Here is a 26,576-nt window from a genome sequence, read left to right as displayed (position 1 = left end):
GCCCACCGGTATGCCGAACAGGTGGTTCAGGCCGCTGTTGATCTGCGCGACGCCCAGTCCGAGCGACGTGGCCACGCCCAGCACCGTGCCGATGATGGCGAAGATATCGACGGCATGCCCGATCGGTCCGTGGATGCGGTTGCCGATCAAGGGGTACAGGGCTGACCGCAGCGTCAGGGGCAGCCCGTGCCGATAGCTGAAAAACGCCAGGATGAGCGCGACCACGGCGTAGATGGCCCACGCATGCAGTCCCCAGTGGAAAAACGTGATTTTCATGGCCTCGCGGGCGGCTATCGCGGTCCCGCCCTCGCCGACAGGCGGCGACATGAAGTGCATCACGGGTTCGGCTACGCCGAAGAACATCAGCCCGATGCCCATGCCCGCGGAAAACAGCATGGCGAACCAGGTGAAGTTGCGGTAGTCGGGCTCGCTGTGGTCAGGCCCCAGCTTGATGTCGCCATAACGGCTGACGGCCAGGAACACCACGGCCAGCAGAATGATGGCCACGACCAGGATGTAGAACCAGCTGGCGTTGCCGAGTATCCAGTCCTGCACGGATTGGAAAGCGCCCTGCGCGGCCTTGGGCGCGAGAATGGCGAAGCCCACGAGCAACAGCGTGAAAATGGCCGCCGGGAAGAACACGGGCCGGTTGATGCTGGGTGTCCGGGTTTCTGAAGTCATGCGGCTGCTCCTTACGCCCGAGGGATGGAAACTACGACGCGACGAGCCCCCTCAGTCCGGCTGCGCCCCGGGTATTACTATCACGGCAAAAGCCTGCCTGACAACCGGGGCCCGCATCGGGCGCCCTCTGGAGACGCCCATGATTGATCATCTGGACCATCTGGTCCTGACCTGCACCGACCCCGACGCCACCGTGGATTTCTACACCCGCATCCTGGGCATGCGCCTGGAAACGTTCGGCGAGGGCCGGCAGGCGCTGCGCTTTGGCAACCAGAAGATCAACCTGCACGTGCGCGGCCACGAGTTCGAACCCAAGGCCCATCTGCCCGTGCCGGGCGCGCTTGACCTGTGCTTCATCGCAGACCGGCCACTGGACGAGGTGATCGCCCGCCTGGAGCAGGCGGGCGCGGACATCATCGAAGGCCCGGTTGCGCGCACGGGCGCCACGGGCAGGATCCGCTCGGTCTATCTGCGCGACCCGGACCTGAACCTGATCGAGATATCGGAACTGCTGGCGTAACGGCCCCGGCGCCCTATTCCGGCCTGGGCTCGCCGAAAACCACGCGGCGGAAAAATCCCGCCAGCACGGCTTCGGTCATCTCGGGGGTCACGGCCTGGGGGTCGAAGGCATAGCTGAACTGCATGCCGTCCGACAGGGCCAGCAGGCCCAGCGCCAACTGTTCGGCCGGCAGCGGCAGCGGCGTGCCGACGTGGGCCGAGAACTGGCGGATGTATTCCGTGGTGGCTTCGCGCAGTTCGCGCAGGCAGGCCGTGAAGCCCACCCGGAAATCCGGATCGCGGGCGGCCTGCAGCTTGGCTTCCATCCAGAGCAGGAAGCAGTCGTTTTCGCGGTAATGGGTGCTGTAGTACTGAAGCACGCGGGCTTCCATCTGCGAACGGCTCTCGCCGTCTTCGAAGATGGCGCGCATGTCGGCCATGACGCTTTCGTGGTCGCGCTTGAGCAGTTGCAGGAACAGTTCGGACTTGCTGCCGAAATTCGAATAGAAAGCCCCGCGCGTATAGCCCGCCTGTTCGGCGATGTCTTCGACGCTGGCGGCCACAAAGCCCTTGGAAAGAAAAATTGATTGCGCGGCGTCGAGCAGGCGCTGGCGCGTCTGGTCGCGGCTCTGCTCTCGGGTTAGGCGGACTTTTGACATGGCGCGAGTTTAGCACTGGACGGTATTTGGGATTCAATATTGAATCCAGATACATCACTGTATTAGAATCCAGTTCGTACCAGTCCGACCCGAATTTTTTGCGCCCATTCCGCGCCCCGAGGTGCTTCGTGAACTTTCCTGGCCCCTGCGTGCGCCTGTTCGCCCGCAATGCCGCTGCCGATGCAGCGCCGCCCGTCCCTGGCTCCCCGGCCCGACGCTGGACGCGCCGGCTGGCCCTACCCGCCGCCGTGGCGCTGGCCGCCTCCCTGGCCGCTTGCGGCCGCAAAGAAGCCCCGCCGCCGGCGCCCCGGCCGGTGGTTGCGATGCCGGCGCAGGCCGACGCAAGCCTGCCCGCCTGGACGCTGCCGGGCGAAGTGCAGGCGCGCTACAGCACGCCGCTGTCGTTCCGGGTGGGCGGCAAAATCATCGAACGCCAGGTCCGCCTGGGCGATACCGTGGCGCCCGGCCAGATCGTGGCCCGGCTGGATCCGGCGGACGCCGCGAAGAACGCGGCAGCTGCCCGCGCGGCCCTGTCTGCCGCGCAGCATCAGTTTGATTACGCCCGCCAGCAGCTGGACCGGGACCGCGCCCAGGCGCGCGAAAACCTCATCGCCGCGACGCAACTGGAACAGACCCGCAACGCCTACGCCTCGGCGCTGGCGCAGCGCGACCAGGCCGCCCAGCAGGCCGCGCTGGCCGCGGACCAGCTCAAATACACCACACTGCAGGCCGACCACGCCGGGGTCATCACCGCGGAAGAGGCGGACACCGGCCAGAACGTGTCGGCGGGCACGCCCGTCTATCAGCTGGCGTGGTCGGGCGACGTCGACGCGCTGTGCGACGTGCCGGAGAGCGTCCTGGCGGGCCTTGCCATCGGCCAGCGCGCCAGCGTCACGCTGGGCCCCCTGCCCGGCCAGACCTTCGGCGCGGTGCTGCGCGAGATTGCGCCCGCCGCGGATCCGCAAAGCCGCACCTACCGCGCCAAGCTCACGCTGGAATCGCCCTCGCCCGAGGTCCGCCTGGGCATGACCGCCAACATCAGTTTCGACAACCGATCGGCCAACGGCCGCGCCACCTATACCGTGCCAGCCACCGCGCTATTCCATGAGGGACGCGAGCCGGCGGTCTGGATCGTCAAGCCCGAGGAAGACACGCTGGAGCTGCGCCGCGTGCAGGTGCTGCGCTACGACGCGCGCACCGTGACCCTGTCGCAGGGCGTCGCGGCGGGCGAACGCGTGGTGTGGCAAGGCGTGCATACCGTGTCCGCCGGCGAAAAGGTCCGCCCGGTGCCCCCGCTGCACCCCGAGGATTTCGCGTCATGAGCACGCCCGGCATGCAAGCCGGCCCCGACGCGCACCGCCACGAGGAAGGCCGGTTCAACCTGTCCGCCTGGGCCCTGCGGCACCAGCCGCTGGTGATTTTCATCATCACGCTGGTCACGCTGTTCGGCGTGCTGTCGTATTCGCGGCTGGCGCAGTCCGAGGACCCCCCGTTCACCTTCCGAGTCATGGTCATCCAGACCCTCTGGCCCGGCGCCACCGCGCAGCAGGTGCAGGAACAGGTCACCGACCGCATCGCCAGGAAGCTCCAGGAAACCGCCAACACCGATTTCCTGCGCAGCTATTCGCGGCCTGGCGAATCGCTGATCTTCTACACGATGAAGGATTCCGCGCCCGCCAGCACGGTGGCCGAGCAGTGGTACCAGGTCCGCAAGAAGGTCGGCGACATCCGGGCGACCTTGCCGCAGGGCGTGCAGGGCCCCTTCTTCAACGACGAATTCGGCGACGTCTACACCAATATCTACACCCTGCAGGGCGACGGCTTTTCACCGGCGCAGCTGCACGACTATGCGGACAAGCTGCGCACGGTGCTGCTGCGCGTGCCCGGCGTGGCCAAGGTGGACTACTTCGGGGACCAGATCGAGCACATCTACATCGAGATCACGAATACCCAGCTGACCCGCCTGGGCGTATCGCCGCAGCAGATCGCCCAGGCGATCAACACCCAGAACGCGGTGCAGGGCTCGGGCACGCTCACCACCGCCGACGACCGCATCTTCGTGCGGCCCACCGGCCAGTTCCCCAATAGCCGCGCGCTGGCCGACACACTGATCCGCGTCAACGGCAAATCCGTCCGGCTGGGCGACATTGCCACGATCCACCGCGGCTACGAGGATCCGCCTTCGCAGCAGATGCGCCAGGGCGGCGCAGGAGTGCTGGGCATCGGCATCACCATGCAGCCGGGTCAGGACGTCGTGCGCCTGGGCAAGTCGCTGGGCGTCAAGTTCGAGGAACTGCAGGCCCAGTTGCCGGCCGGCCTGACGCTGACCGAAGTCTCCAGCATGCCGAAGGCCGTCTCGCATTCGGTCGACGATTTCCTGCGCTCGGTGGGCGAGGCGGTGGCCATCGTGCTGGCCGTGAGCCTGGTGTCGCTGGGGCTGCGCACCGGCATGGTGGTGGTGATCTCGATCCCGGTGGTGCTGGCCGTCACGGCGCTGTTCATGGACATGTTCGGCATCGGCCTGCACAAGGTGTCGCTGGGCACGCTGGTGCTGGCGCTGGGCCTGCTGGTGGACGACGCGATCATCGCCGTCGAAATGATGTCCGTGAAACTGGAACAGGGCTGGAGCCGCGCGCGCGCCGCCGCCTTCGCCTACACCAGCACCGCCTTTCCCATGCTGACCGGCACGCTGGTCACGGTGGCGGGTTTCCTGCCCATCGCGCTGGCCAAGTCCAGCACGGGCGAATACACGCGGTCGATCTTCCAGGTGTCCGCCATCGCGCTGATCGTCTCGTGGTTCGCGGCCGTGGTGCTGATTCCGCTGCTGGGCTACCGGCTTCTGCCGGAGCGCAAGCGCGAGGCCCATCTGCCCGACGACCACGAGCACGACATCTACAACTCGCGCTTCTACCAAAAGCTGCGCGGCTGGGTGGCGTGGTGCGTGGACCGCCGCTACCTGGTCCTGGCCGGCACCGTGGCAGTGTTCGTCGTGTCGATGGCCGGGTTCAAGTTCGTGCCGCAGCAGTTCTTTCCCAGCTCCGACCGCAGCGAACTGCTGGTGGACGTGCGCCTGCAGGAAGGCGCGTCGTTCGCGGCGACGCTGCGCCAGGTCGAGCGCCTGGAAAAAGCACTGGAAGGCCGGCCCGAAATCGACCATTCCGTCAGTTTCGTCGGCACCGGAGCGCCGCGCTTCTACCTGCCGCTGGACCAGCAACTGGCCACGCCCAACTTCGCCCAGCTGGTGATCACCACCAAATCGGTGGAAGACCGCGAGAAGCTGGCGCAGTGGCTGGAGCCGATGCTGCGCAGCGACTTCCCTGCCATCCGCAGCCGCCTGTCGCGGCTGGAGAACGGGCCGCCCGTCGGCTACCAGGTGCAGTTCCGCGTCAGCGGCGACAAGATCCCCGACGTGCGCGCGGTGGCCGAGAAAGTGGCGGCCGAGGTCCGGGCCGACAAGCGCTCGGCCAACGTGCAGTTCGACTGGGACGAACCGTCCGAACGCTCCGTGCGCTTCGAAATCGACCAGCAGAAGGCGCGCGAACTGGGCATCAGCTCCAGCGACATCTCGGAATTCCTGGCGATGACGCTGTCGGGCTACACGGTGACGCAGTACCGCGAACGCGACAAGCTGATCAACGTAAGCCTGCGCGCCCCGCGCGAAGAGCGGGTCGATCCCGCCCGGCTGGCCACCCTGGCCATGCCCACGCCCAACGGCCCGGTGCCGCTGGGCAGCCTGGGCCAGGTGCGCTACGACCTGGAATACGGCGTGATCTGGGAGCGCGACCGCCAGCCCACGATCACCGTCCAGGCCGACGTGACGGGCGGCGCGGAAGGCATCGACGTCACGCGCGCCATCGACAAGAAGCTCGACGCGCTGCGCGCCGGCCTGCCGGTGGGCTTCCGGATCGAAGTGGGCGGACCCGTCGAGGAAAGCGCCAAGGGGCAATCGTCCATCAACGCCCAGATGCCCCTGATGGCGGTGGCCGTGCTGACGTTGTTGATGGTGCAGCTGCAAAGCTTCGCCCGCGTGCTCATGGTGGTGCTGACGGCGCCGCTGGGGCTGATCGGGGTGGTGGCCGCCCTGCTGCTGTTCGGCAAGCCCTTCGGCTTCGTCGCCATGCTGGGGGTGATCGCGATGTTCGGCATCATCATGCGCAACTCGGTCATCCTGGTGGACCAGATCGAGCAGGACATCAACGCCGGCCACAAGCGGGTGGACGCGATTGTCGGCGCCACGGTGCGGCGCTTCCGCCCCATTACATTGACGGCCGCCGCGGCGGTGCTGGCGCTGATTCCGCTGTTGCGCAGCAACTTCTTCGGCCCGATGGCGACGGCCCTGATGGGCGGCATCACCAGCGCCACGGTGCTGACGCTGTTTTTCCTGCCCGCCCTGTACGCCGCCTGGTTCCGGGTGCGCCATGAAGAGCGCGACGAACCCGAAGGCGTGCCGCCCGGCGCCAACGCGGGCGACACGGTGGAACGAGGAACCTGACATGAGCATCCATTTTCCCCGCCGCGCCGGCCCCCTGGCCGCCCTGCCGCTGCTGCTGGCGCTGGGCGCCTGCGCCTTTGCGCCGGACAGCCGGCCGCCTGCCGTGACGCAACCCGCGCAGTACGGCGTCGAACCCGCGCCGCCTGCCGGCGCTGCCGCCCAAGGCGTGGCGCAGCGCTTCGAGCCGGGCGCGCAGCCCGTTCCGCAGTGGTGGAAGCGCTACCGTTCCGCGGCCCTGGACGCGATGGTCGAAGAAGGCCTGGCAAACAGCCCGGACCTGGCCGCCGCCGAGCGCAACCTGGCCGGCGCGCGCGAACAATTGCGCGGGCAGGTGAATTCCTCGCTGCTGCCGTCGGTGGATGCCGGCGCCAGCGCCACGCGCAATCGCGCGCTGACCATGCCCAACCTGGCGCAGCCCACGGCGCTCTACAACGTGTTCACGGGCCAGATCCAGGCCACGTACGACCTGGACCTGTTCGGCGCGGCGCGCTACGCCAATGCGTCGCTGGCGGCGCAGGTCGATCAGCAGGCGTTCCAGCTGGAATCCGCGCGGCGTTCGCTGGCGGGCAACATCGTCACCGGCGCCATCACCTCCGCCTGGCTGGCCGAACGCGTGGCCCTGACGGAAAAGCAGGTGGTGCTGCTGCGCCAGGTGGCGCGCGACACGCAGCGCCGCTATGAATTGGGATCCGCGTCGCAGAACGACGCGCTGGATGCGGACCAGGACGCCGCCACGCTGGAGGCGTCGCTGCCTGGACTGCGCGCGCAATGGCACGCCACGCGCCATGCGCTGGCGGTGCTGATGGGACGCAACCCCGACCAGGCGCCGCCCGACCTCGCCTTCGGCGCGCTGGCCGTGCCCGAGCAGGTGCCTGTGGTCGTGCCGTCGACGCTGCTGGCTTCGCGTCCCGACATCCAGGTGGCCGAAGCCGTGGTCCAGGCGGCCGCCGCCGACGTGGGCCTGGCCACCGCGCAGCTTTTCCCCAGCCTGTCGCTGTCGGCGTCCATGGGCAAAGGCGGCTTTGCATGGGGTGACGCACTATCGGGAGCCGGATCCATCTGGGCCATCGGCGCGTCGCTGACGCAGCCCATCTTCCACGGCGGCGCGCTGCGGGCCGAACGCAACGCGGCAAAGGAACGGTACGAGGCCTCGATCCTGCAATACAAGCAGACCGTGCTGACCGCGTTCAAGGATGTGGCCGACACCCTGTCGCGCCTGGAGGCTGACGGACAGGCGCTGGCGTCGGCGGAAGCTTCGCGCCAGGCGGCGGAGCAGTCCTACCGCAATACCGCCAGCCGTGTGCGGCTGGGCGCGTTGGCGCCCTATACGGAATTCGCTTCCGAGCAGCATTATGTGGCGGCGCGCCTGCGCGAGCTGGAATACGCGAATGCGCGGCTGACCGAAACGGCCGCGCTGTTCCAGGCCATGGGATCGCCCGCAAGCGCTCCCGAAGTGGCGGCGCGGCAACCTTGACCGCGCTGGGGTTCACGCTTTCTTGAACAGCCGCTTGGCCACGCCGACCAGGCCCAGCACCACGGCGCCAGCCACGATGCCGAACAAGGCGTTGAGCAGCGTCGAGACGACAGCCTGCACGACGCCGCCCCCGCCCACTGCGGCGGCGGCGTGTTCAATGGCGGTATGCACGGGCGGAATCCCGTGGGTCAGGATGGCGCCGCCGACCATGAACATGGCCGCGGTGCCCACGACCGACAGAGTCTTCATCAGATAGGGAGCCGCCCCCACGATGCGCTTGCCCAGCCACGCCAGCGCCTGCGAGGACTTCTGGCTGAGGTAAAGGCCCAGGTCGTCCAGCTTGACGATGCCCGCCACCAGTCCGTAGACGCCGACCGTCATGCCGATGGCGATGATGGAAAGCACCGCGACCTGGCGGGTGAAGTCCGCGCCCGCCACCGCGCCCAGGCTGATAACGATGATTTCAGCCGACAGGATGAAGTCGGTGCGCACCGCGCCCTTGATCTTGGTCTTTTCGAACGCCACCATGTCGACGGTCTGGTCCTGCAGGGCCTCGGCGCGCGCCGCGTGGTGGCCTTCGGGGGATGCGCCGTGCGACAGGTACTTGTGCGCCAGCTTTTCGACACCCTCGTAGCAGAGGAACGCGCCGCCCAGCATCAGCAAGGGCGTGATCGCCCAGGGCGCGAAGGCGCTGATCAACAGCGCCGCCGGCACCAGGATCAGCTTATTGACGAAGGATCCCTTGGCCACCGCCCACACCACGGGCAGTTCGCGGTTGACCGGCACCCCGGTGACCTGCTGGGCGTTCAGCGCCAGGTCGTCGCCCAGCACGCCGGCCGTCTTCTTGGCCGCCACCTTGGTCATGACGGAGACGTCATCCAGGATGGTGGCGATATCGTCGAACAACGCAAAGAAACTGCTTCCGGCCATCAGGTATCCCCACTCGCCTAATCAGGTGCTCCGAGTGTACAGGCGGCCGGGCCGAACGGCGTTACATCGCTTCGATGCGGGGGTAGAGATCGCGGTTTTCGCGCTGCATCCGTTCGTGGACCCGGCGCAGCACCGTATTGGCGTCGTCCCGGAAGCCGCGTTCGTCCAGCTCCAGGCTGCGGGCATTGTTCCAGCGCCTGGCAAAGGCCTCGTAGGCGGCGGCGATCGCGTCCATCTCTGCCTGGAACTCCCTGCCCTGGCGCGCCAGGTCGGCGTCGGCGCTACGGGCGACGGCCGGATACAGCGCCCGGTCCTCGACCGCCAGGTGCAGCTTGATGGTTGCGCTCATGGCGACGATGCCCCGCGCGATCTCGGCCGCGTTGCGCGCCACGCCGGCCAGGGCCAGCTTGCGCAGCGACGCGATGCCTTCCAGGATATCCACGTGCTGCTGCTTGAATTTGTCGATGTTCATACTGACTTTCCTGCTGATGCGGCGGGGCCGGCCGGCCCCGCCTTGCTGCCTGCCGTGCGCCCTTCAGGCTTCGACGCGCGCTCCCGCGTTCTCGAACAGAATGTTGTTTTCCAGGTGAATGTGCGCCATCAGGTCTTCCTTGAACTGGCGGATGCCCAGGTACAGCGCCCGCCACGTATTGCAGGCGGCGCGCGGCAGCGTCACGTTGTTGGTCAGCGCCATCAGGCGTTCCAGCGCCACGCCGTGGTCATCGTGTTCCATGCGCATCACCATGATCGGCATCGCGGCCATGCCGCCGTGGCCGCGCGCCAGCATCGGGAACAGCACCTGTTCCTCCTTCTGCATGTGGCTTTCCAGTTCCTGCTGCATGGTGCGCAGGTGGTCGGCCAGGCCGGCCGGGCAATCCGGGCTGTCCGCATGCACCTGTTCAACCTTCAGCGCCAGGCGGATAAGCTCGGGCAGTTGCTGGCGGTGCACCTCGTGGTAGCGCTCCAGAATGTGGTCCACCAGTTCTGCGGGGGAGGCCTGGCCCCAGTCCCTTTCCTGCGACGGATTCTGCGCCAGCGCAATCAGCCGCGCCTCGATCTGGGCCGGATCCAGGGAACGCTGTGCCGCGGCCTCGGCCAGGCTCTTCTTGCCTCCACAGCAAAAATCCAGCTCGAACTCGTGAAAAACCTGCGTGGCGCCGGGAATGCTGCGGGCCAGCTGGCCCAGGGATTGTTCAACCATGCTCATCGCGTCTCTCCATTGATCATGACGGTGCCTGCATAGACGCGAAAACCGTGCCAGGAAAAACTTGCGATTTATCAAGCACCTGCAAATTAAAGGGTAGATATCACCATTTGGCGTCAGGGTTTAATTCACCCCGCAACGGTAGAATCCACCCATGCGAAATCTCCTGCTTGCCGACCTGGTCGCCGACCTCCCCCCCGCCATCCGCCTGCAGCGGCTGGTGTCCAGCCTGCGCACCCACTTCCGCTGCGGCGCCGTGGCGCTGCTGCAGCTCGAAGAAGAGCACCTGCGCCCCATCGCGGTCGACGGACTGACGCAGGACGCGCTGGGCCGGCGATTCGCCGTGCAGCAGCACCCGCGGCTGGCCGCCATCCTGGGCCGGCGCGGCGTCACCTGTTTCCATCACGACAGCACGCTTCCCGATCCCTACGACGGCCTGATCAACGGCATGGCCGGCGAACCGCTGCCGGTCCACGACTGCATGGGGACCAGCCTGCACATCGAAGGCAAGACGTGGGGCGTGCTGACCCTGGATGCGCTGGAGGTCGGCACGTTCGACATGGAAGCGCAAGCCGACCTGCGCGACTACATCGTGCTGCTGGAGGCCGCGCTGCGGACCACGCGCCTGGAGGCCGAGATCCGCGCGCTGCGGGTGGCGCGCGGCCAGGCGCCCGCGGACAACGCCGCGCCCGCCGGCAGCGACATCCTGGGACAAAGCGAATCCATCGGCCGCCTGCTGCACGAAATCGACGTCGTCGCCGATTCCGAACTGCCCATCCTGCTGCTGGGCGAAACCGGCGTGGGCAAAGAACTGTTCGCGCACCGCGTACACGGCCTGTCGCGCCGCCGCGACAAGCCGCTGGTGCATGTCAACTGCGCGGCGCTGCCGGAATCGCTGGCCGAAAGCGAGCTGTTCGGCCACGCCAAGGGCGCGTTTTCCGGCGCCGTGGCCGACCGTCCGGGCCGCTTCGAAGCCGCCAACGGCGGCACGCTGTTCCTGGATGAAGTCGGCGAACTGCCGCTGCTGGTGCAGGCCAAGCTGCTGCGCACCCTGCAGAACGGCGAGATCCAGCGGTTGGGCGACGACCGCCCGCGCACCGTGGACGTGCGCATCGTAGCGGCCACCAACCGCAGCCTGCGCGACCTGGTGCGAGCAGGCGACTTCCGCGCCGACCTGTATCACCGCCTGTCGGTCTACCCGATCCCCATCCCTCCCCTGCGCGAACGCGGCAACGACGTGCTGCTGCTGGCGGGCCGCTACCTGGAGCTGAACCGGGCCCGGCTGGGACTGCGCAGCCTGAGGCTGTCGCCCGACGCCGAGGAAATGCTGCGCCGTTACCGCTGGCCCGGCAACGTGCGCGAACTGGAACATGTCATCAGCCGCGCCGCCATCAAGGCCGTCAGCCACGGCGCCAGCCGCAACGAGATCGTGACGCTGGGCGTCAAGCTGCTGGACCTGTCCGACGGCGACATGCCCGAGTCGCTGCAGGACGATGCGGCCGATGCGCCCGCATCCGGCGCGCCCGCCCAATCGCTGCGCGACACCGTGGACGCCTGCCAGCGCCAGGCGATCCGCCGCGCGCTGGACGCGAACCAGGGCAATTGGGCCGTGGCCGCGCGCGCCCTGGACGTGGATCCCAGCAACCTGCACAAACTGGCGCGGCGGCTGGGTTTGAAGGCTTGAGCGGCGGAGCAAGGCCGTCAACGGGAAGTTGTGAACGCGGCCCTCCCCGCATTAGTGCTTCGTAGCGACTTCCTCTCGTGTGGGCAACGAGGAACGATGCGCACAAATATTTCGACTGAATCAGACGGTACTGATAGCAAGTCGGTTTGGCATTCGTGATGATGTCCGTTTGCCGAACCAAAAGGTGGTGGACATGGGTGACTGGTCGATGAGGATCGGCATCGCTGCTGCGTTTGCGACACTCGTGGCATTGGCTGGCTGTGTAAAAGGCGAAGAGGAACAGGCACTGGATTCCAGCCCGAGACACAGTGTGTTTCTGTCCATCGACACAGGAAAGGAAGAGGATGCGTCACGGCTGTTTTCCGCCATACAAAATCTGCGCCATGAGAGACTCGATTTTTCGAAAACGGCTTTCGGGTATGACCCGCCTACTGGATTCTTCTTCAAAGCGCAGGGGCGATGCGCAGCACTGCCGCAGATAGCCGTTCGAGTTCAAGCCTTGATTACCGAAATCCTCGGTAAGCCTCCCGATTGCGAGGACGTCCCGTCCCCGTCCCTCTCGCCCCACGGTACTGAAACATCACAGAACAAGGCCCTATCGCTTCACATTGAAAGTGCTAAATCATCATTCGATGATCACAGCGGGCTTCCTTCGATGAGGATTGTCTTGACGGCAGACAGTGCAAAAGACTTGGCATCATTCACGGCGGATCATGTTGGCAAGGCTGCACGACTTTCCGTTGACAACAAAACGCTAATAGACCCTGTAATTTTGAGTCCTGTTTCAGGGCCGTATTTCGATCTTTCCGGGGGGATGACTCATAAGGAAGCCGACAATCTGTCGGAATACCTCACCAAAGATCGAAGCGTATTGAAAATAGAGATTCTGGTTTCTCGTGAAAAGTAGCCGGCCCTGCTTGACGCACAAGCAGTCGTGATCGCCCGATTGCGGCGACGCGGAAACGCGCTCGAGGCCGCCAAAGGCGGTAGCCGACGCGGGCCGACATGGTCATGTAGCCGCCCTGGCGCATCGACGAGGTGTACACGTCGCTTTGGGCCTGCACCCCAGCGCCCACCCGCCAGCCGAGCAGCGCGCCGCCGAAATCTTTGTGTGGGCAAACCACTGCCGCCGCGCAAGACGTTTCACGCCTTGATGTACACCCAGGCGTGAGCGCCGGACTTCAGCAGCACGGACACGCGCTTGTAGTCGGCGACCTCATAGTCGTCCGCCGCCTGCAGTTCCTTCTGCGTGATCTCGAAGACGGTTCCCGGCACTTCGTCTTTGGGGTCGTAGCTGGCGTGGACGATCGGATGCTGCGCCTTGCCGCTGGTCTTGAGCACCGCAGGGTCTGTGATGTCCACCCAGTTCAGGACATAGCCCGTCATGGCATCCGGCCGGCCGTTAAGCTCGCGGCCGAAATTGGCCATTTGCACGGCCTTGTCCTGCAGGGTGCCGTAGGAGAAAAGCAGGATCGCGGGCTCGAGACGTTCAGGCACCAGAGTGTCCTTCAGGAAAATTTGGGTACTTCTCCGGAAATTTACACCATGCCGGAATCGCCGCCCCCCTCGCCAGGACGCCCGCGGACGCGGGCGCCCCGGGTCACGAGGTTCAGCGGCCGAACACCGATTCCAGCACCACCCCGGTGGCCACGCCGATCAGGAAGTAGTCCGCGCCCACGCCGATCCACTGATAGCCGCGCGGCGGCTGCTTCAGGTGATAGCCGCGCCAATCGTCGATCACGTATTGCGGGCCGCGGTAGGGCTGGGGCACGCGGTCGCCCTTGCCCCAACGCGCCGGCGCGGGATCGGGCCTGCCCGAGGGCATGCCGCGGCCATGATCGGGACCGCGCTGCTGGCTGTGACCGGGACCGGCATGCGGCGATTTGTCGGGCGAGCCGTTGTGTCCATTGCCCGGTCCCTTCCCCGGTCCCTTCCCCGGGCTATTGCCCGGTCCGCCCGCCTGGCCGGACGGGCCGGGGCCGCCGGGACCGCCGGGGCCCCTGTCGGGCTGAGCCTGAGCCAGGGAGCTGCTCGCCGCAAGCACGGCAACCAAGAGCGTAGAGATGAACTGTTTTTTCACAACGTACCTTTTCTATCTGCGGCATATGCCGACGCCTTGAATTCTAGGCAGCGGGTTTATCCTGGCGACGACGATCCGTTACAGCATGTCAGCCCGAGCCGTTTTCGAAATCCGCTGTGACAGCTATCGGCGCCCGCGGCTGCCGCGCGCGCCCATCGGATATGCTTGCGGCTGAAAAAATCCTGGTCCCCCGATGACGAACGCCGCCGATATCCTGGACGCCTACGCGCGCCTGGGCTGGAAGAACAACGACCCCATGGCCCAGACGCTGCAGTTGCGGCGGGAAGCGCCCGAAGCGCTGGCGGACCTGGTGCTACAGGCCCTGGACAGGCCGCTGAAGAACGCCACTTTCATCGACGCCGCGCTGGACCTGATGGACGACCACGCCTACGGCACGACGGTGGCCGCGGTCTGGCGGGGAGGCTCGGATTCCGAACTTGCGAGCGCCATCCTGGATTCGGCCGCCCTGCAGCATCCCGAGGCGTTCGCCCCCGAATGGGAGCGCCTGCTGTCGGCCGTGCACGAGGGCCGCGGCGGCCCCGAGTATCTTGCCGACCACGCGTGGCGCGCTGTCGACGACGCCACGCTGAACGACTGGCTGAACCGGCTTGAGCCGGACCTTTCCGCAGGCAGCCTGGGACGCGCGCGCGCAATCGCGCTGCTGCGGTCGCGCCGGCCCGGGATGGTGCACGAGGCCTGGCGCCGCATGTTCCCCGATGCCGCCGACCCCGAGGCCGCGTCGTGGCTGATGCTTGCCGGCTATGCGCCGCATGGCGTCGGCCTGCGCGCGCTGCATGGCGAGCGGCCACTACATATCGGTTTCAGCGCGGCGCAACGCCGGCATATGCTGGCGCAACAGCCGGCATGGCGGCGCGAACTGCAGAAGGCGCATCCGACCTGGGACGCGGGCGCGGCCCCCGTTGCGCATGCGCGCATGGGCGGCGCGCTTGCGAGCGTCTGCGGCCTGTGCCACGCGCCCCTGCACCGGCTGCTGACGCTGCCCGATCCCTTTGCTGCCGGCATCGCCAGCGACACCGGCATTGAATTTGCCACCTGCCTGTCCTGCCAGGGATGGGAGGCCGACAGCGCCCTGTTCTATCGGCACGGCCCGGACGGATCGCCCCAAGCGCATCCCGGCCAGCGGCGCGACGCGCCATTGACGCCGGAGCAGATCGCGAGCCCTTTGCTGGAAGCCGACGTAGCACTGTTCGAGGCGCCAGCGCGCTGGCGCTGGCAGGATTGGGGCGAATCCAATGGCCGCCAGAATCTCAGCCGCGTGGGAGGCGCCCCAAGCTGGGTGCAATCGGCGGACTACCCGGCGTGCCCCGATTGCGGCCAGGACATGGGCCTGGCGATGCAGCTCGATTCCGGCCTGCCGCAAGAGGACGGCGGCGAATGGCTATGGGGCAGCGGCGGATGCAATTACACCTTCTGGTGCGCAACGTGCCGGGTGAGCGGGCAGCGCTGGCAGTGCACTTGAATCGTTTGAGCGGCCCGTCAGCCCTTGGGCAACTCGCGTTTCAGGCACGCATTGACCACGTCCATGACGCCCTTACTCAGCCTGTCCCGGTCGGGGGTTGAGGTCTGGGTCGCCAGCTGCTGATCTAGTTCCTTGAAGTCCTTGTACGGCACCGACTCCTGCAGTCCGTCCACCACGCAATTGCAGTACTTGGCGGCTTTCGCCTCGGCCTCCGGCATAGCCTTGACCTTGGACTTGAAGCCCGCGACGCAAGAGCTGTAGGTCTCGCGCTGGACTTCGGGCGGATACGGATCTTTCTTGCCGCAGGCCGCCAGCACCGCCAGCGAGATCACGCCCGCGACCGCCGCAACATGCAATGACGTCCTTGCCATGGACCACGCTCCTGATGAAATGAAACCGGCACATTGTGGCACAGCCCGGATGGCGCGCGCCGGACAGGCTGACTCAGGCCATGGCGGCCGCGCAGTCCAGGATGGCGCGCCGGAATTCGTTCATGAGCGGCGACCAGGTGGTGCCCTGGCGCGAGATCAGCGCAATGGAGCGCGGCAGGGGCCGGCCCAGCGCCACGGGCAGCGCGACGACATCCCCGCTGCTCCCCAGCGCGCTTTGCGGCAGCAGTGCAAGCAAATCGGAATGCGCCAGCAATTCCAGCGTGCCCTTGGAAAAGTGCTCTACTTCCAGCGCGGCGGCCGGCAGCGGGAGCTTACTGTCCGCATACCGCGAATCCAGGGCGTTGCGCGCGATCGACGAAGGCTTGGGCAGGATCCAGCGCAGGCCCGTCAGATCGCGCAGGGCAAGCTTGCGGCGTGCGGCCAGGGGATGGCGGCGACTGGCCGCGACGCACAGCTTGTCGTCCACGATCAGTTCCTGGTGCAGCGTCAGGGGCACGTCGGCATAGATGGGCGTCACCGCCAGGTCCAGCTTGCCGCTGGCGACCTGCTCATTCAGGTCATCCGACAAACCCTGCGTCAATTGCACCCGCAATGCCGGGCGCCGCGGCAACAGGCGGCGCATCGCCGGCATCGCCACGCTGTCGACCGTCGCGCCCGTCACGCCCACGCGCAGCAGTCCCGCCTGGCCCACGCGCAATTCCGTCGCATGCCGCACTGCGTCCAGGTATTCCGCCCAGAGCTTTCTTGCATGTTCCAGGAACACCAGTCCGGCAGAAGTCAGACGCAGCCCGCGGCCGCTGCGGTCCAGCAGGCCCAAGCCCGTGTCGCCCTCCAGCCGCCGCAGCGACTTGGACAGCGCCGGCTGGCTGACGCCGCACGACGCCGCGGCGCGGTCCAGGTTGCCGTGCTCGACAGCGGCGAGGAAGTATTCGATATCGCGCAGCGACAGATTCATAACTGAAATTCATCCAATTGCTCACTTTCAGGAATATTACGATCGCCCCGCCCTCCTAGAATCCTGGGATCAACCCGAGCATTCGTAGAGGCGCAGCACAATGGGAAAGAAGCCAAACATCGTCCTGATCGTGGCCGACAATCTGGGATGGGGAGAACTGGGCTGCTACGGCGGCGGCGCCCTTCGCGGCGCGCCCACCCCGCATATCGACCGGCTTGCCGGAGAAGGCCTGCTGCTGCAGAACTTCAACGTGGAAAGCGACTGCGTGCCCACGCGCTCGGCGCTGATGAGCGGCCGCCATCCGATCCGGACCGGCTGCCTGCAATCCGTGCCGCCGGGACTGCCGCAGGGCCTTACGCGCGACGAAATCACGCTGGCGCAACAGCTTTCCGGCCAGGGCTACGCCACCGCGCACTACGGCAAATGGCACTTGGGCGACGTCCCGGGCCGCTACCCTTCCGACCGCGGCTTCGACGAGTGGTACGGCATTCCGCGCACCACCGATGAAAGCCAGTTCACGTCGTCGATCGGCTTCGACCCCTCGGTGGCGGACATCCCCCACATCATGCAGGGCCAGGCGGGCTCGCCTTCGGAAAACGTCAAGGTCTATGACCTGGACACCCGGCGCGGCATCGACGCCGAACTGGTGGACAGGTCCATCGGCTTCATGCGCACGCACGCCCAGGCCGACCGCCCCTTCTTCCTGTACCTGCCCCTGGTGCATCTGCACTTCCCGACCCTGCCCCACCCCGATTTCGCCGGCCGCACCGGCGCGGGCGATTTCGCCGATTCCATGGTTGAAATGGACCACCGGGTCGGCCAGATCGTGCAGGCCGTGGACGACCTGAACCTGCGCGATGACACCGTGTTCATCTTCTGCAGCGACAACGGCCCCGAATACCGCAAGCCCTACCGGGGCACCGCCGGGCCCTGGAGCGGCACGTACCACACCGCCATGGAGGGCAGCCTGCGCGTGCCCTTCATCATCCGCTGGCCTGGCCGCGTGCAGCCGGGCCAGGTGTCCAACGAGATGGTCCACGTCACCGACCTGTACACCACGCTGTCGCGCATCGGCGGCGCGGACATTCCGCAGGACCGCCCCATCGACGGCATCGACCAGACTGATTTCTTCACGGGCGTCAGCGGCAAGTCCCTGCGCGAGGGCTTCCTGTTCTACATCAAGAACGATCTGCGGGCGGTCAAATGGCGCGACTGGAAGCTGCATTTCTACTGGGAGCCCGAGGTCAACGAAGGCAAGGGCAAGCTGGAATCGCCCTACCTGTTCAACCTGAAGCAGGATCCCAAGGAAGAAAGCGACATCCTCATCTTCAACACCTGGGTGCTGGGGCCCATTCTGAAAATGGTGCAGGCGTTCAACCAGTCGTGCGCCGCACATCCGAACACCCCGCCCGGCAAGCTGGATCCCAGTTGACGCCGACGCGGTTCATCCGATAGCAGAAATCAAGGGGAAAACATGAAATTCGCTATCCAATGCAGCGCGATGCTGTTGAGCGTCGCGCTGCCCGCCGCGGCAGCCAGCGCGGCCGACAACAAAACGGACTGGCCTGCCCGGCAGATCACCTGGGTGGTCGGCTTCGTGCCGGGCGGCACCGCCGACGTGCTGACGCGCATCGCCGCCCAGGATCTGGCGCGCAGGACCGGGCTGAACGTCATCGTGGAAAACCGTCCCGGCGCCTCCGGCGCGATCGCCCTGCAGATGGTGGCGCGCAGCAAGGCCGCCGACGGCTATCTGCTTACCGTGCCGGGCCCGCTGATCTATCCAACGCCGCAGCCGGAAATCGGCCGCGAACTGGCGCCCGTGATGCTGATGGCGCAGGGACCCATGGTGATCGTCGGCCCGACCCGCGATGCCAAAGACAGCCTGCAGGACGTGCTGGCCGACGCCAAGCGCCGCCCCGAAGCCTGGAGCTACGGCAGCTCCGGCAACGGCACGTCGCAGAATCTGGCGGGCGAACTGCTTAACCAGTACGCCGGCACCCGCATCGTGCATGTGCCGTACAAGGGCGGCGGGCAAGCGGTGGCGGACGTGGCCGGCGGGCAGATCCCGCTGGCCATCCTGGGGTCCGCACCAGTCATGCCGCAGATCAAGGCCGGCGCCCTGAAGGCCTACGCGGTGACGACGCCCTATCGCCTGGACAGCCTGCCCGGCGTGCCCACCGTGGAAGAGTCGGGCTTCAAGGGCTACTCCGCGACCCAGTGGTTTTCCGTCGCGGCCAGCAACGCGATATCGGGCGAACAGCTGGAACCCATCAATGCCGCGCTGCGCGCCGCCGTCGCGACGCCGGAGTTCAAGGCGGCGGTCGACAACGCCGGCATGTTGGCCGGCGGCGGATCGCGGGAAGACCTGCTGAAGTTCATTCAGGCCGACAACGCCAAATGGAAGGAGCTGATCGACAGTGGCGCGGTAAAGCTGGCGAACTAGCGGCCTGGCGCGATGGGCGGCGCAAATGGGCTAAGGTGTCGCCCTGCCCAATTTCGCCGCGGCCCGCTCCCGCCAACACGTCAACTCATGTACACGCCGCCGTTGATGGCGTAATTGGCGCCCGTCACAAACGCCGCCTCGTCAGACGCCAGCCAGGCGCACAGGCCGGCCAGGTCCCGGGCCGTTCCCAGCCTGCCCACCGGCACGCTTTCGATGATGCGGTCCAGCAATGCGGGGGGAAACGCCTTGACGGTGTCGTCGGCGATAAAGCCCGGCGAAACCAGGTTCACCGTCACGCCGCGCGCGGCCACTTCCTGCGCCAGCGACCGGGTGAAGCCGATGACCGCGCCCTTGGCGGTCGCGTAGTTGATCTGGCCGATCTGGCCTTTTTCGGCGGCGACCGATCCGATGTTGATGATGCGCCCCCAGCCCCGGTCCGCCATGCTGTCGACTACCTGCTTGGTGCTGTTGAACAGCGTGTCCAGATTGCTGCGCAGCACCGCAGACCAGTCCGCGTGGCTCATCTGGCGAAAGCGCATGTCCAGCATGGAACCGGCGTTATTAACCAGCACGTCGATCTCGCCGACCTCGCGCCGCACCTTGGCGAAAGCGGCCTCGGTGGACGCCCAGTCGGTGGCGTCGCCTTCCGAGGCGATGAAATCGTACCCCAGGGATTTCTGTTCCTTCAGCCAGTGGTCCTTGCGGGACGAGCGCGGGCCGCAGCCCGCGACGACGCGGTGCCCGGCATGATGCAGCGCCTGGCAGATCGCGGTGCCCGTGTGGCCCATTCCGCTGGTGACGTAGGCAATGCGCAAAGCCATGGATGATCCTTTGTGAGTGGTGCGGCGGGCGCCGCGGTTCAGGCGGCGGAGCCGACCAGCGGGAACAGGCCGAAAACCAGGGCGGCGGCCAGCATCACCATGCAGACCATCGTGGCCCACTTCAACGAATAGCGCTGGTGGTCGCCGAACTCCACGCCGGCCAGGCCGACCAGCAGATAGGTGGAAGGCACCAGCGGACTCAGCAGATGCACCGGCTGACCGATCAGCGAGGCGCGCGCCATTTCGACCGGCGAAATCCCGTAGCCCTGCGCCGCTTCGCTCAGGATGGGCAGCACGCCGAAATAGAAGGCGTCGTTGGACATGAAGAAGGTGAACGGCAGGCTGACCAGCGCCGTGATGCCCGCCAGATAAGGCCCCAGCGCGTCGGGAATCACGGCGAGCAGGCTGCGCGACATGGCTTCGACCATGCCGGTGCCCGACAGGATGCCGGTGAAGATGCCCGCGGCGAAGATCAGCGACACCACCGACAGCACATTGCCCGCATGCTGCGCCACGCGGCGGCGCTGCTCGGCCAGGTTCGGATAGTTGATGATCAGCGCGACCGCGAACGCGATCATGAACAGCACCGGCAGGGGCAGCACGCCCATCACCAGACTCACCATCAGCGCCAGCGTCAGGCCGGCGTTTACCCACAGCAGTTTGGGCCGGCGCAGGTCGTGGTCCACCTCGATCTCGGGCAGGTTCTTGGGGCCGTCCTCGTCGTAGCCGGCATGCAGCGACGCGCCTTCGGGCAGGGACAGGACGCCAAGGCGACGGCGCTCGCGCAGGCCCAGGAAGACCGCCAGCACCAGGATCGCCACGATGGACACGCCCATCACCGGCACCAGCGGCACGAAGATGTCGCCGGCGTCCACGTGCAAGGCGCTGGCGGCGCGCGCCGTGGGCCCTCCCCAAGGCGTCAGGTTCATGACGCCGCTGGCCAGCATCGCCAGGCAGGTCATCGACAGCGCGTTCATCTTCAGGCGCCGGTACAGGGGCAGCATCGACGCGACCACGATCATGTAGGTGGTCGAACCGTCCCCGTCCAGGGAGATGACCAGCGCCAGCACCGTGGTGCCGACGACGATCTTGAGCGGATCGCCCTTCACCGCGCGCAGGATGCGTCCCACGATGGGATCGAACAGGCCGGCGTCGATCATCACCCCGAAGTACAGAATGGCGAACATCAGCATCACGCCCGTCGGCGCAATCTTGCGGATGCCGTCCAGCATCATCTTGTCGATGCCGGCGCCAAAGCCGCCCAGGACGGCAAAAATAATGGGGACAAGGATGAGCGCAACCAAGGGCGACAGGCGCTTGGTCATGATCAGCGTCATGAACGTGATCACCATGCCGAAGCCAAGCAGGGTCAGAAGCATGAGGGTTATCTCCGGCTAGTCGTTGTTATGTGTGGCTGCCTCCGGCGGGGGAAGCAGGACCGCAAGACTAGAAATAAAAGCTGTCTGGAACCTGTCGTTTTTTCGGCTCGCGCGCGGCCTGGGGGGCAAGCGCACCATGCGCCGCATGAGTGCCATCCAGCCATGCGACAATCGCCGCATGCGCATCCTGGTGATCGAAGACGACGAGGACCTGTCCGACGCACTCGTGCGCCGGCTGCGCCGTCTCGGCCATGCGGTGGACAGCCAAAGCGACGGCCTCAGCGCCGACGGCGTGCTGCAGTACGAGACCTTCGATCTCGTCATCCTGGACATCGGCCTGCCCCGCATGTCGGGCTTCGACATCCTGCACCGGTTGCGCGACCGCGGCAGCAAGACGCCCGTGCTTGCACTGACCGCGCGCATCGACATCGAAGACCGCGTGCACGCCCTGGACACCGGCGCCGACGACTACCTGGCCAAGCCTTTCGATTTCCGCGAACTGGAAGCCCGCTGCCGCGCCCTGCTGCGCCGTCCCAGCGCCCAGGCGGCCGGCGTCCTGCGTTTCGGCGAGCTGGTCATCGACAGCGCCGCCCGCCAGGTCACCCTGGCGGGCCAGCGCATCGAACTGCCCAAACGCGAATACAGCCTGCTGGAAATCCTGCTGGCCGGCATGAACCGCGCCGTCAGCAAGACCGAAATCGCCAACAAGCTTTTTGCCTTCGACGACGAGGCCGCGCCCAACGCCATCGAGGTCTACATCGCCCGCCTGCGCCGCAAGCTGGAGGGATCGCCGCTGCGCATCGAGACGCAGCGCGGCACCGGCTATCTGCTGACTGCGACGGGCGATGCGGACCACGCGCCGCCCGCAGAGCCGCGCGGCTAGGAGTTGCGCCGCGTGAACCGACCGCTTCCGGCGCAGCCGCGCCGAATCTCCGTCCGCCGCCGGCTGCTCGCCATGCTGCTGGCGCTGTTCGTGGCCGGCCTGGGCGCGATCTACCTGCTGGTGCGCGGCTACGCCCACCAGACCGCCGACACCACGTACGACCAGCTGCTGCGCGCATCGGTCCTGTCCATGGCCGACAGCCTGCAGCTGGTGCAGGGCGAATGGCAGATGGACATGCCCTACGCGTCGCTGGCGCTGCTGGAGCAGGCCCCGCGCGACCGCGTCTTCTACCGCGTGGCCGCCGCCCCGGGCGCGCTCATTTCCGGCTATGGCGACCTGCCTGCCCCGCCCGCGCGCGGCAACGCCGACGCGGCCGACTCGCCGTGGCTCTACGAAGCCGTCTACCAGGGCCAGCCCGTGCGCATCGCCTGGATGGAACGCAAGGTTGCCGGCCCTCGCGAAACCCAGACCGCGATCATCCAGGTCGCGCAGACGCGCGAAGCGCGCAACGCGCTGGCCGAGGGCATTCTGTGGCAAGGCACGCTGGCGCTGATCGGCTTCACCGCCGCCGCGCTGGCGCTGGCCTACTGGGGGCTGCACCGCTCGCTGTCCCCCATCCAGCGCGTCGAACGCGAACTGGCCGGACGCAGCGCGTCGGACCTGCATCCCATCGCCGCTCCGGTGCCCGAAGAGCTGGACATGCTGGTGCACTCGCTGGACGGATTCATGGCTCGCCTGTCGGAAAACCTGGACACGCTGCGCCTCTTCATCGCCGAAGCGGCGCACCAGCTGCGCACACCCCTGGCCGCGCTGCACGCGCAGATGGAGGTGGCGCTGGACGAGGACGATCCCGCCGAGCAGCGCCGCAGCCTGCTGGCCGTGCTGCGCAATGCCGAAAAGCTGTCGCGGCTGGTCAACCAGCTGCTCAGCGACGCCAGCGTCATCCATCGCAGCAACGTCAGGCAGTTCCAGCCCGTAGACCTGGCCGAGCTGCTGAGCCAGGCCGTTTACGACACGGTCCCGCAGGCCGATCCGCAGCCCGACGTCCGCCTGCGCCTGCCGGATTCCGCCGATCATCCGCCGCGCGTCCTGGGAGACAGCCTGATGCTGCGCGAGGCCTTCAAGAACCTGATCGACAACGCGCTTCGCCACGGCGCCTCGGAAGACGGCCACATCGACGTCCGGCTGGAACGGAAAGACGCCGACTGGCTCGTCACGGTGTCGGACCAGGGTCCGGGCATTCCGCCCGCGCTGGCCAACACCGCCTTCGAGCGCTTCGCGCGCGGCCCCAATCCCCGCGCGCCCGGCGCCGGCCTGGGTCTGTCCATCATCAAGCGGGTCGCCGACATCCACCAGGGCAGGCTCAGCCTGAGCAACCGGGTGGGCGGCGGCCTGGATGCCGTTATCGCGCTGCCGGCGCTTCCCGATCATGCCTAGCTTCCTGTCCATCTTGCGCCGACTGGCCTGCGCGGCCGTGCTGACGCTGGGCGCGGCGGGTCATGCCGCCGAGGTCAGCGGCAGCGGCCTGGCGCTGGGTCCAGCCGATAGCAACAACGTCCTGGTCGTACACGCGTCCAACAGCGTGCAGGTGTTTCGCGGCGTGCTGGAAGACTTCAGCCAGCTCAATCCCGGCGTGCGCCTGGAATACACGGAACTGTCCACGCAGGATCTCTATGCCGAAACCGTGGCCCGCGCCGCCAGGGAACCGGCCTCCCGGTCGGGCCCGGATCTGGTCATCAGCAGCGCCATGGACCTGCAAACCAAGCTGGTCAACGACGGCTATGCCCAGGTGCACGTGTCGCCGGAAACGCGCGCCCTGCCCGGCTGGGCCAATTGGCGCGACGAGGTCTTCAGCATCGGCACCGATCCCATCGTGATGGTCTACAACACGCGCAAGCTGGACCCCGCACGCGTGCCCCACACGCGCCGCGAACTGCTGTCGCTGCTGCAGGCGCCGGACCAGCCGCTGGCCGGCCAGATCTCGACCTACGACGTGCAGGGCAGCGGCATCGGCTACCTGGCCGCCACGCAGGACACCCGCCTGGACAGCATGGCGGGCGCGCTCCTGGCCGCCTTGGGCCGCAACGACGTCGCCATCCACGAATCCACGGAACATGCGCTGGACAGGCTGGAGCGCGGCGAAATCACGCTGGCCTACAACCTGCTGGAGTCCTACACCCGGCACCGCATCGCGCAGGGCGCGCCGCTGGCGATCATCTACCCGCAGGACTACACGCTGATGCTGTCGCGCTCCGCCATCATTCCCCGGCAAGCGCCGCGCGGCGACCTGGGCGGGATGTTCCTGGACTACCTGCTGTCGCCCCGCGGCCAGGAGATGCTGGCGCAGCAGTCCGGCATGCGGCCCGTCAGTGCGTCGGTCATCCCTGCCGCGGGCGTGCGGCCCATGGCGCTGGGCGTCGGGCTGCTGGTATACCTGGACCCGCTGAAGAAGCGCCACTTCCTGGACCTGTGGCGGGCGGCGATCTTTCCACCGGGTTAGGACCTGTGCGCTTCGTGTAGCATGCGGCCCAGTTTCCGCAACGAGCCCGCATCATGACCTCTGAAGTTTCCGGCGCCATCGGTCTGCACCACAAAACAGCGCAGCAGATCCAGGACGAGACGCTCGCCGCCATCCATGGCTGGTTCGACCAGCTGGAAGGCCGCCAGGACATCGACGCCATCGTGGCTCGAACGCCGCTGCAGGCCGGCATCCACGACGAGATCCTGCTGGAGTACGAGCCGTCGCGCATCGTGCTCGATGTCATGCCCGGCTGGGAACCCGACGATGAAGACGGCCTTCGTTCGCAGGGCCGCAATGGTCCGCTCAGCCCCGCGCAGGTTCGGGACGAGCTTGCTCCCGCGCTGGGCGAGGCGGTGCGCGCGCGCATCGCGCGCCTGGCCGGCAAGCCCCATCTCAATCACCACTTCCGGTTCCGTGCGCAGTTTCCCACCACAGAAGGCCGGCTGCGCGTGACGCTGGCCGACCATACCGACACCGCCAAACAGCAATGGCTGCGCGAACGGGTCACGCAGTTCGTGGACGAAACCCTGCTGAACGGCAACCACCCCACCAAGCGCCTGCACATCAGCCTGCTGTGCAGCCATCTGCTGGACACGCGCCTGTTCCCCAAGCCGGACGCCGCCTGGCTGATCCAGATTTTCACGCGCGTGCTGCAGCTGAACGCGGGCCAGCAATCCCTGGCCGAGCAGCGCGGCTCCATCATCCACGCAGTGCGCCGCTGGTCCGAGGAGCAGTACCTGCCCCGCTACTTCGATATCGCGCAGAACGCCTTCCGGCAAAACATCTACACGCCTAAGCCGGGCGCGGCGCTGGATCCGTCGGATACGGACGTCGACCTGCTGCTCTTTGCCGCCACGCTCATCCTGCGGCACGAACCCGGCTTTTCGCGCCCCACGGGCCTGGGCTTTCTTGAACTGGCGCGCGACCTGGGCAGCGCGCGTGCGGCCGGCATGCTGACCGAGGGCAGCGGCGCGCACCCGCCCGAGCACGCGCGCCTGGCGAACGCAGATGTGGACGGCATGGCCAACGACGTGCTGGCCACCGTCGCCATCCGCATCCGCAATGAAACGCCCGCGGCATATATCCAGGCGCTGGATTTCATCGCCCGCCTGCTGCGGGAAGGCTTTCCGGCCGGCTACCGCATCACGCTCAAGAGCTCGGCGCGCCACTACCTGCCGATCAAGGGCCTGGCCAGGTCCGATACCCACCGCTTCTTTGCGAACGCCGCGCAGCACCCGGAGACGCACGAGGCGCTGACCGCATACGCCCTCGCGGCAATCCAGCCCTACGAGTGGTACGCCGACGCCGAAGCCGAGAAAGCCTGCCTGTCGGGCACTTACGCGGCCTTCGCGCTGGGCCTGGCCGATGCTCGCCACTTTCCGCTGCTGCGGCACTACATGGAACGGGTGGACGACGAACACCAGTCCGCGCAGGACCGCTATACGGCAGTGTTCATCGAACATTACGGCCTGACGCCTGGCACCGTGTCCACCATCGTCGCCTGCCTGCGCTGCTGCACCGACAATTTCAAGCTGACCGCCAAGCCCCCGCTGGAAGACGCGCGGACGCTGGAACTGCTGGCCGAGGCGCTGGCCGACCTGCCCGATTATCTGAGGGCTCCTGTACGCGAACGGCTCTGCGGCCCGGACAAGAAACTGGCGGCGCTTGCGCGCAAGGCGGAAGAGCCGCGCAAAGCGCTGCTGCTGCGGCTGCTGGAACCTGAGAAAGTCTGATCCGCTACGCGCCGCTGGCACCCTTCTGGTGCGCTGATTGAATTATCCCGGTATCGCCGTATTAGGGCGCTACTGAAGGCGATTGCCGCATCCGGAAAGCGCAGGGATTTTCTCCTTTGCGCGCGGATTTCCGACGATAATTTCCGCTTGGACTTGCCGCCGGCGCCACCCCCAGCGCGGCGCGTCCTACCGCTTTGATCCGCAGCAGCGGTGCGCCGCCAGGCCTTGCTATCCGGCGCCACCTACAACCATCTGTGACACGTAGCA

The 26,576-nt window shown here is 66.9% G+C and carries 24 protein-coding genes; 13 read left to right on the top strand and 11 right to left on the bottom strand.

Annotation, left to right across the window (positions count from 1 at the left end; translation table 11 throughout):
• A partial coding sequence (locus KYC_RS09510) for a BCCT family transporter (RefSeq protein WP_008161390.1) occupies positions 1-681 on the bottom strand: 681 nt, incomplete at its 3' end.
• Positions 682-820: 139 nt separating this feature from the next.
• Here KYC_RS09510 and KYC_RS09505 point away from each other — a divergent pair.
• A complete protein-coding gene (locus KYC_RS09505; protein WP_008161387.1) occupies positions 821-1,201 on the top strand; it encodes a VOC family protein in 381 nt (126 codons plus the stop codon).
• Positions 1,202-1,214: 13 nt separating this feature from the next.
• Here KYC_RS09505 and KYC_RS09500 read toward each other — a convergent pair whose 3' ends face one another.
• Entirely contained in the window at positions 1,215-1,838 is a 624-nt protein-coding gene (locus tag KYC_RS09500) for a TetR/AcrR family transcriptional regulator (protein ID WP_008161386.1), read from the bottom strand.
• A gap of 149 nt (positions 1,839-1,987) precedes the next feature.
• Between KYC_RS09500 and KYC_RS09495 the strand changes: the two genes are divergently transcribed.
• From KYC_RS09495 to KYC_RS09485, 3 genes are read left to right on the top strand one after another with little or no spacing between them, the layout of a single operon-like run.
• Entirely contained in the window at positions 1,988-3,160 is a 1,173-nt protein-coding gene (locus tag KYC_RS09495; protein WP_008161384.1) for an efflux RND transporter periplasmic adaptor subunit, read from the top strand.
• A complete protein-coding gene (locus KYC_RS09490) occupies positions 3,157-6,330 on the top strand; it encodes an efflux RND transporter permease subunit (protein WP_008161383.1) in 3,174 nt (1,057 codons plus the stop codon). Before KYC_RS09495 ends, KYC_RS09490 begins: the two co-directional genes overlap by 4 nt.
• Position 6,331: 1 nt before the next feature.
• The gene (locus KYC_RS09485; protein ID WP_008161380.1) at positions 6,332-7,804 is read left to right on the top strand and encodes an efflux transporter outer membrane subunit; all 1,473 of its coding nucleotides are present in this window, start codon (positions 6,332-6,334) and stop codon (positions 7,802-7,804) included.
• Between the two features lie 12 nt (positions 7,805-7,816).
• Here the strand turns inward: KYC_RS09485 and KYC_RS09480 are convergent, their stop codons facing one another.
• The 3 genes from KYC_RS09480 to ytfE form a co-directional block, all read right to left on the bottom strand.
• Positions 7,817-8,734, bottom strand: coding sequence for a DUF808 domain-containing protein (locus KYC_RS09480; protein ID WP_008161378.1), 918 nt, complete (start codon positions 8,732-8,734; stop codon positions 7,817-7,819).
• Between the two features lie 61 nt (positions 8,735-8,795).
• Positions 8,796-9,206 carry a hemerythrin domain-containing protein gene (locus KYC_RS09475; protein ID WP_008161376.1) on the bottom strand — a complete coding sequence of 137 codons (411 nt, stop codon included), beginning with the start codon at positions 9,204-9,206 and terminating at the stop codon, positions 8,796-8,798.
• A 63-nt stretch (positions 9,207-9,269) separates the two neighbouring features.
• Positions 9,270-9,941, bottom strand: a complete 672-nt coding sequence (gene ytfE, locus KYC_RS09470; RefSeq protein WP_008161375.1) for an iron-sulfur cluster repair protein YtfE — start codon at positions 9,939-9,941, stop codon at positions 9,270-9,272.
• Positions 9,942-10,092: 151 nt separating this feature from the next.
• Here ytfE and norR point away from each other — a divergent pair, with 151 nt between their 5' ends.
• Positions 10,093-11,622 (top strand): nitric oxide reductase transcriptional regulator NorR, encoded by a 1,530-nt coding sequence (gene norR, locus KYC_RS09465; RefSeq protein ID WP_008161373.1) that lies wholly within the window; start codon positions 10,093-10,095, stop codon positions 11,620-11,622.
• A gap of 193 nt (positions 11,623-11,815) precedes the next feature.
• Positions 11,816-12,529, top strand: coding sequence for a SecDF P1 head subdomain-containing protein (locus tag KYC_RS29440; RefSeq protein ID WP_139026504.1), 714 nt, complete (start codon positions 11,816-11,818; stop codon positions 12,527-12,529).
• 236 nt (positions 12,530-12,765) lie between these two features.
• Here KYC_RS29440 and KYC_RS09460 read toward each other — a convergent pair whose 3' ends face one another.
• Positions 12,766-13,119, bottom strand: a complete 354-nt coding sequence (locus tag KYC_RS09460; RefSeq protein WP_008161370.1) for a gamma-glutamylcyclotransferase family protein — start codon at positions 13,117-13,119, stop codon at positions 12,766-12,768.
• A 112-nt stretch (positions 13,120-13,231) separates the two neighbouring features.
• Positions 13,232-13,702 (bottom strand): RcnB family protein, encoded by a 471-nt coding sequence (locus KYC_RS28615; protein ID WP_238531905.1) that lies wholly within the window; start codon positions 13,700-13,702, stop codon positions 13,232-13,234.
• Positions 13,703-13,895: 193 nt separating this feature from the next.
• Between KYC_RS28615 and KYC_RS09450 the strand changes: the two genes are divergently transcribed.
• Entirely contained in the window at positions 13,896-15,182 is a 1,287-nt protein-coding gene (locus KYC_RS09450) for a hypothetical protein (protein WP_008161366.1), read from the top strand.
• Between the two features lie 17 nt (positions 15,183-15,199).
• Here KYC_RS09450 and KYC_RS09445 read toward each other — a convergent pair whose 3' ends face one another.
• Positions 15,200-15,553 (bottom strand): hypothetical protein, encoded by a 354-nt coding sequence (locus KYC_RS09445; protein WP_043517994.1) that lies wholly within the window; start codon positions 15,551-15,553, stop codon positions 15,200-15,202.
• Between the two features lie 73 nt (positions 15,554-15,626).
• Entirely contained in the window at positions 15,627-16,529 is a 903-nt protein-coding gene (locus tag KYC_RS09440; RefSeq protein ID WP_008161362.1) for a LysR family transcriptional regulator, read from the bottom strand.
• 100 nt (positions 16,530-16,629) lie between these two features.
• Here KYC_RS09440 and KYC_RS09435 point away from each other — a divergent pair, with 100 nt between their 5' ends.
• Together KYC_RS09435 and KYC_RS09430 are read left to right on the top strand one after the other, a co-directional pair.
• Positions 16,630-17,961, top strand: coding sequence for an arylsulfatase (locus tag KYC_RS09435; RefSeq protein ID WP_008161359.1), 1,332 nt, complete (start codon positions 16,630-16,632; stop codon positions 17,959-17,961).
• 42 nt (positions 17,962-18,003) lie between these two features.
• Positions 18,004-18,972, top strand: coding sequence for a tripartite tricarboxylate transporter substrate binding protein (locus KYC_RS09430; protein ID WP_043517993.1), 969 nt, complete (start codon positions 18,004-18,006; stop codon positions 18,970-18,972).
• Between the two features lie 80 nt (positions 18,973-19,052).
• Here KYC_RS09430 and KYC_RS09425 read toward each other — a convergent pair whose 3' ends face one another.
• Together KYC_RS09425 and KYC_RS09420 are read right to left on the bottom strand one after the other, a co-directional pair.
• Positions 19,053-19,793 carry an SDR family oxidoreductase gene (locus KYC_RS09425; protein ID WP_008161356.1) on the bottom strand — a complete coding sequence of 247 codons (741 nt, stop codon included), beginning with the start codon at positions 19,791-19,793 and terminating at the stop codon, positions 19,053-19,055.
• Positions 19,794-19,831: 38 nt separating this feature from the next.
• Complete coding sequence (locus KYC_RS09420; RefSeq protein WP_008161353.1) at positions 19,832-21,172, bottom strand: CitMHS family transporter; 1,341 nt, start codon at positions 21,170-21,172, stop codon at positions 19,832-19,834.
• A 178-nt stretch (positions 21,173-21,350) separates the two neighbouring features.
• On the opposite strand from KYC_RS09420, the gene KYC_RS09415 reads away from it, so the two are divergent.
• The 4 genes from KYC_RS09415 to KYC_RS09400 all read left to right on the top strand — a co-directional run bounded on the left by KYC_RS09415 (position 21,351) and on the right by KYC_RS09400 (position 26,309).
• The gene (locus tag KYC_RS09415; RefSeq protein WP_043518013.1) at positions 21,351-22,055 is read left to right on the top strand and encodes a response regulator transcription factor; all 705 of its coding nucleotides are present in this window, start codon (positions 21,351-21,353) and stop codon (positions 22,053-22,055) included.
• 72 nt (positions 22,056-22,127) lie between these two features.
• Positions 22,128-23,492 carry a sensor histidine kinase N-terminal domain-containing protein gene (locus KYC_RS09410; protein ID WP_050814854.1) on the top strand — a complete coding sequence of 455 codons (1,365 nt, stop codon included), beginning with the start codon at positions 22,128-22,130 and terminating at the stop codon, positions 23,490-23,492.
• Positions 23,485-24,555 (top strand): ABC transporter substrate-binding protein, encoded by a 1,071-nt coding sequence (locus KYC_RS09405; RefSeq protein WP_081478008.1) that lies wholly within the window; start codon positions 23,485-23,487, stop codon positions 24,553-24,555. The genes KYC_RS09410 and KYC_RS09405 overlap by 8 nt, the downstream gene beginning before the upstream one ends.
• A gap of 53 nt (positions 24,556-24,608) precedes the next feature.
• The gene (locus tag KYC_RS09400) at positions 24,609-26,309 is read left to right on the top strand and encodes a DUF6138 family protein (protein WP_008161346.1); all 1,701 of its coding nucleotides are present in this window, start codon (positions 24,609-24,611) and stop codon (positions 26,307-26,309) included.
• The last annotated feature ends 267 nt before the right edge of the window (positions 26,310-26,576 follow it).

It is taken from the genome of Achromobacter arsenitoxydans SY8, assembly GCF_000236785.1.
Taxonomy (GTDB): domain Bacteria; phylum Pseudomonadota; class Gammaproteobacteria; order Burkholderiales; family Burkholderiaceae_B; genus Achromobacter; species Achromobacter arsenitoxydans.
The sequence above is the reverse complement of the archived record's forward strand: the minus strand, read 5'-3'. Positions and strand labels throughout refer to the sequence as shown.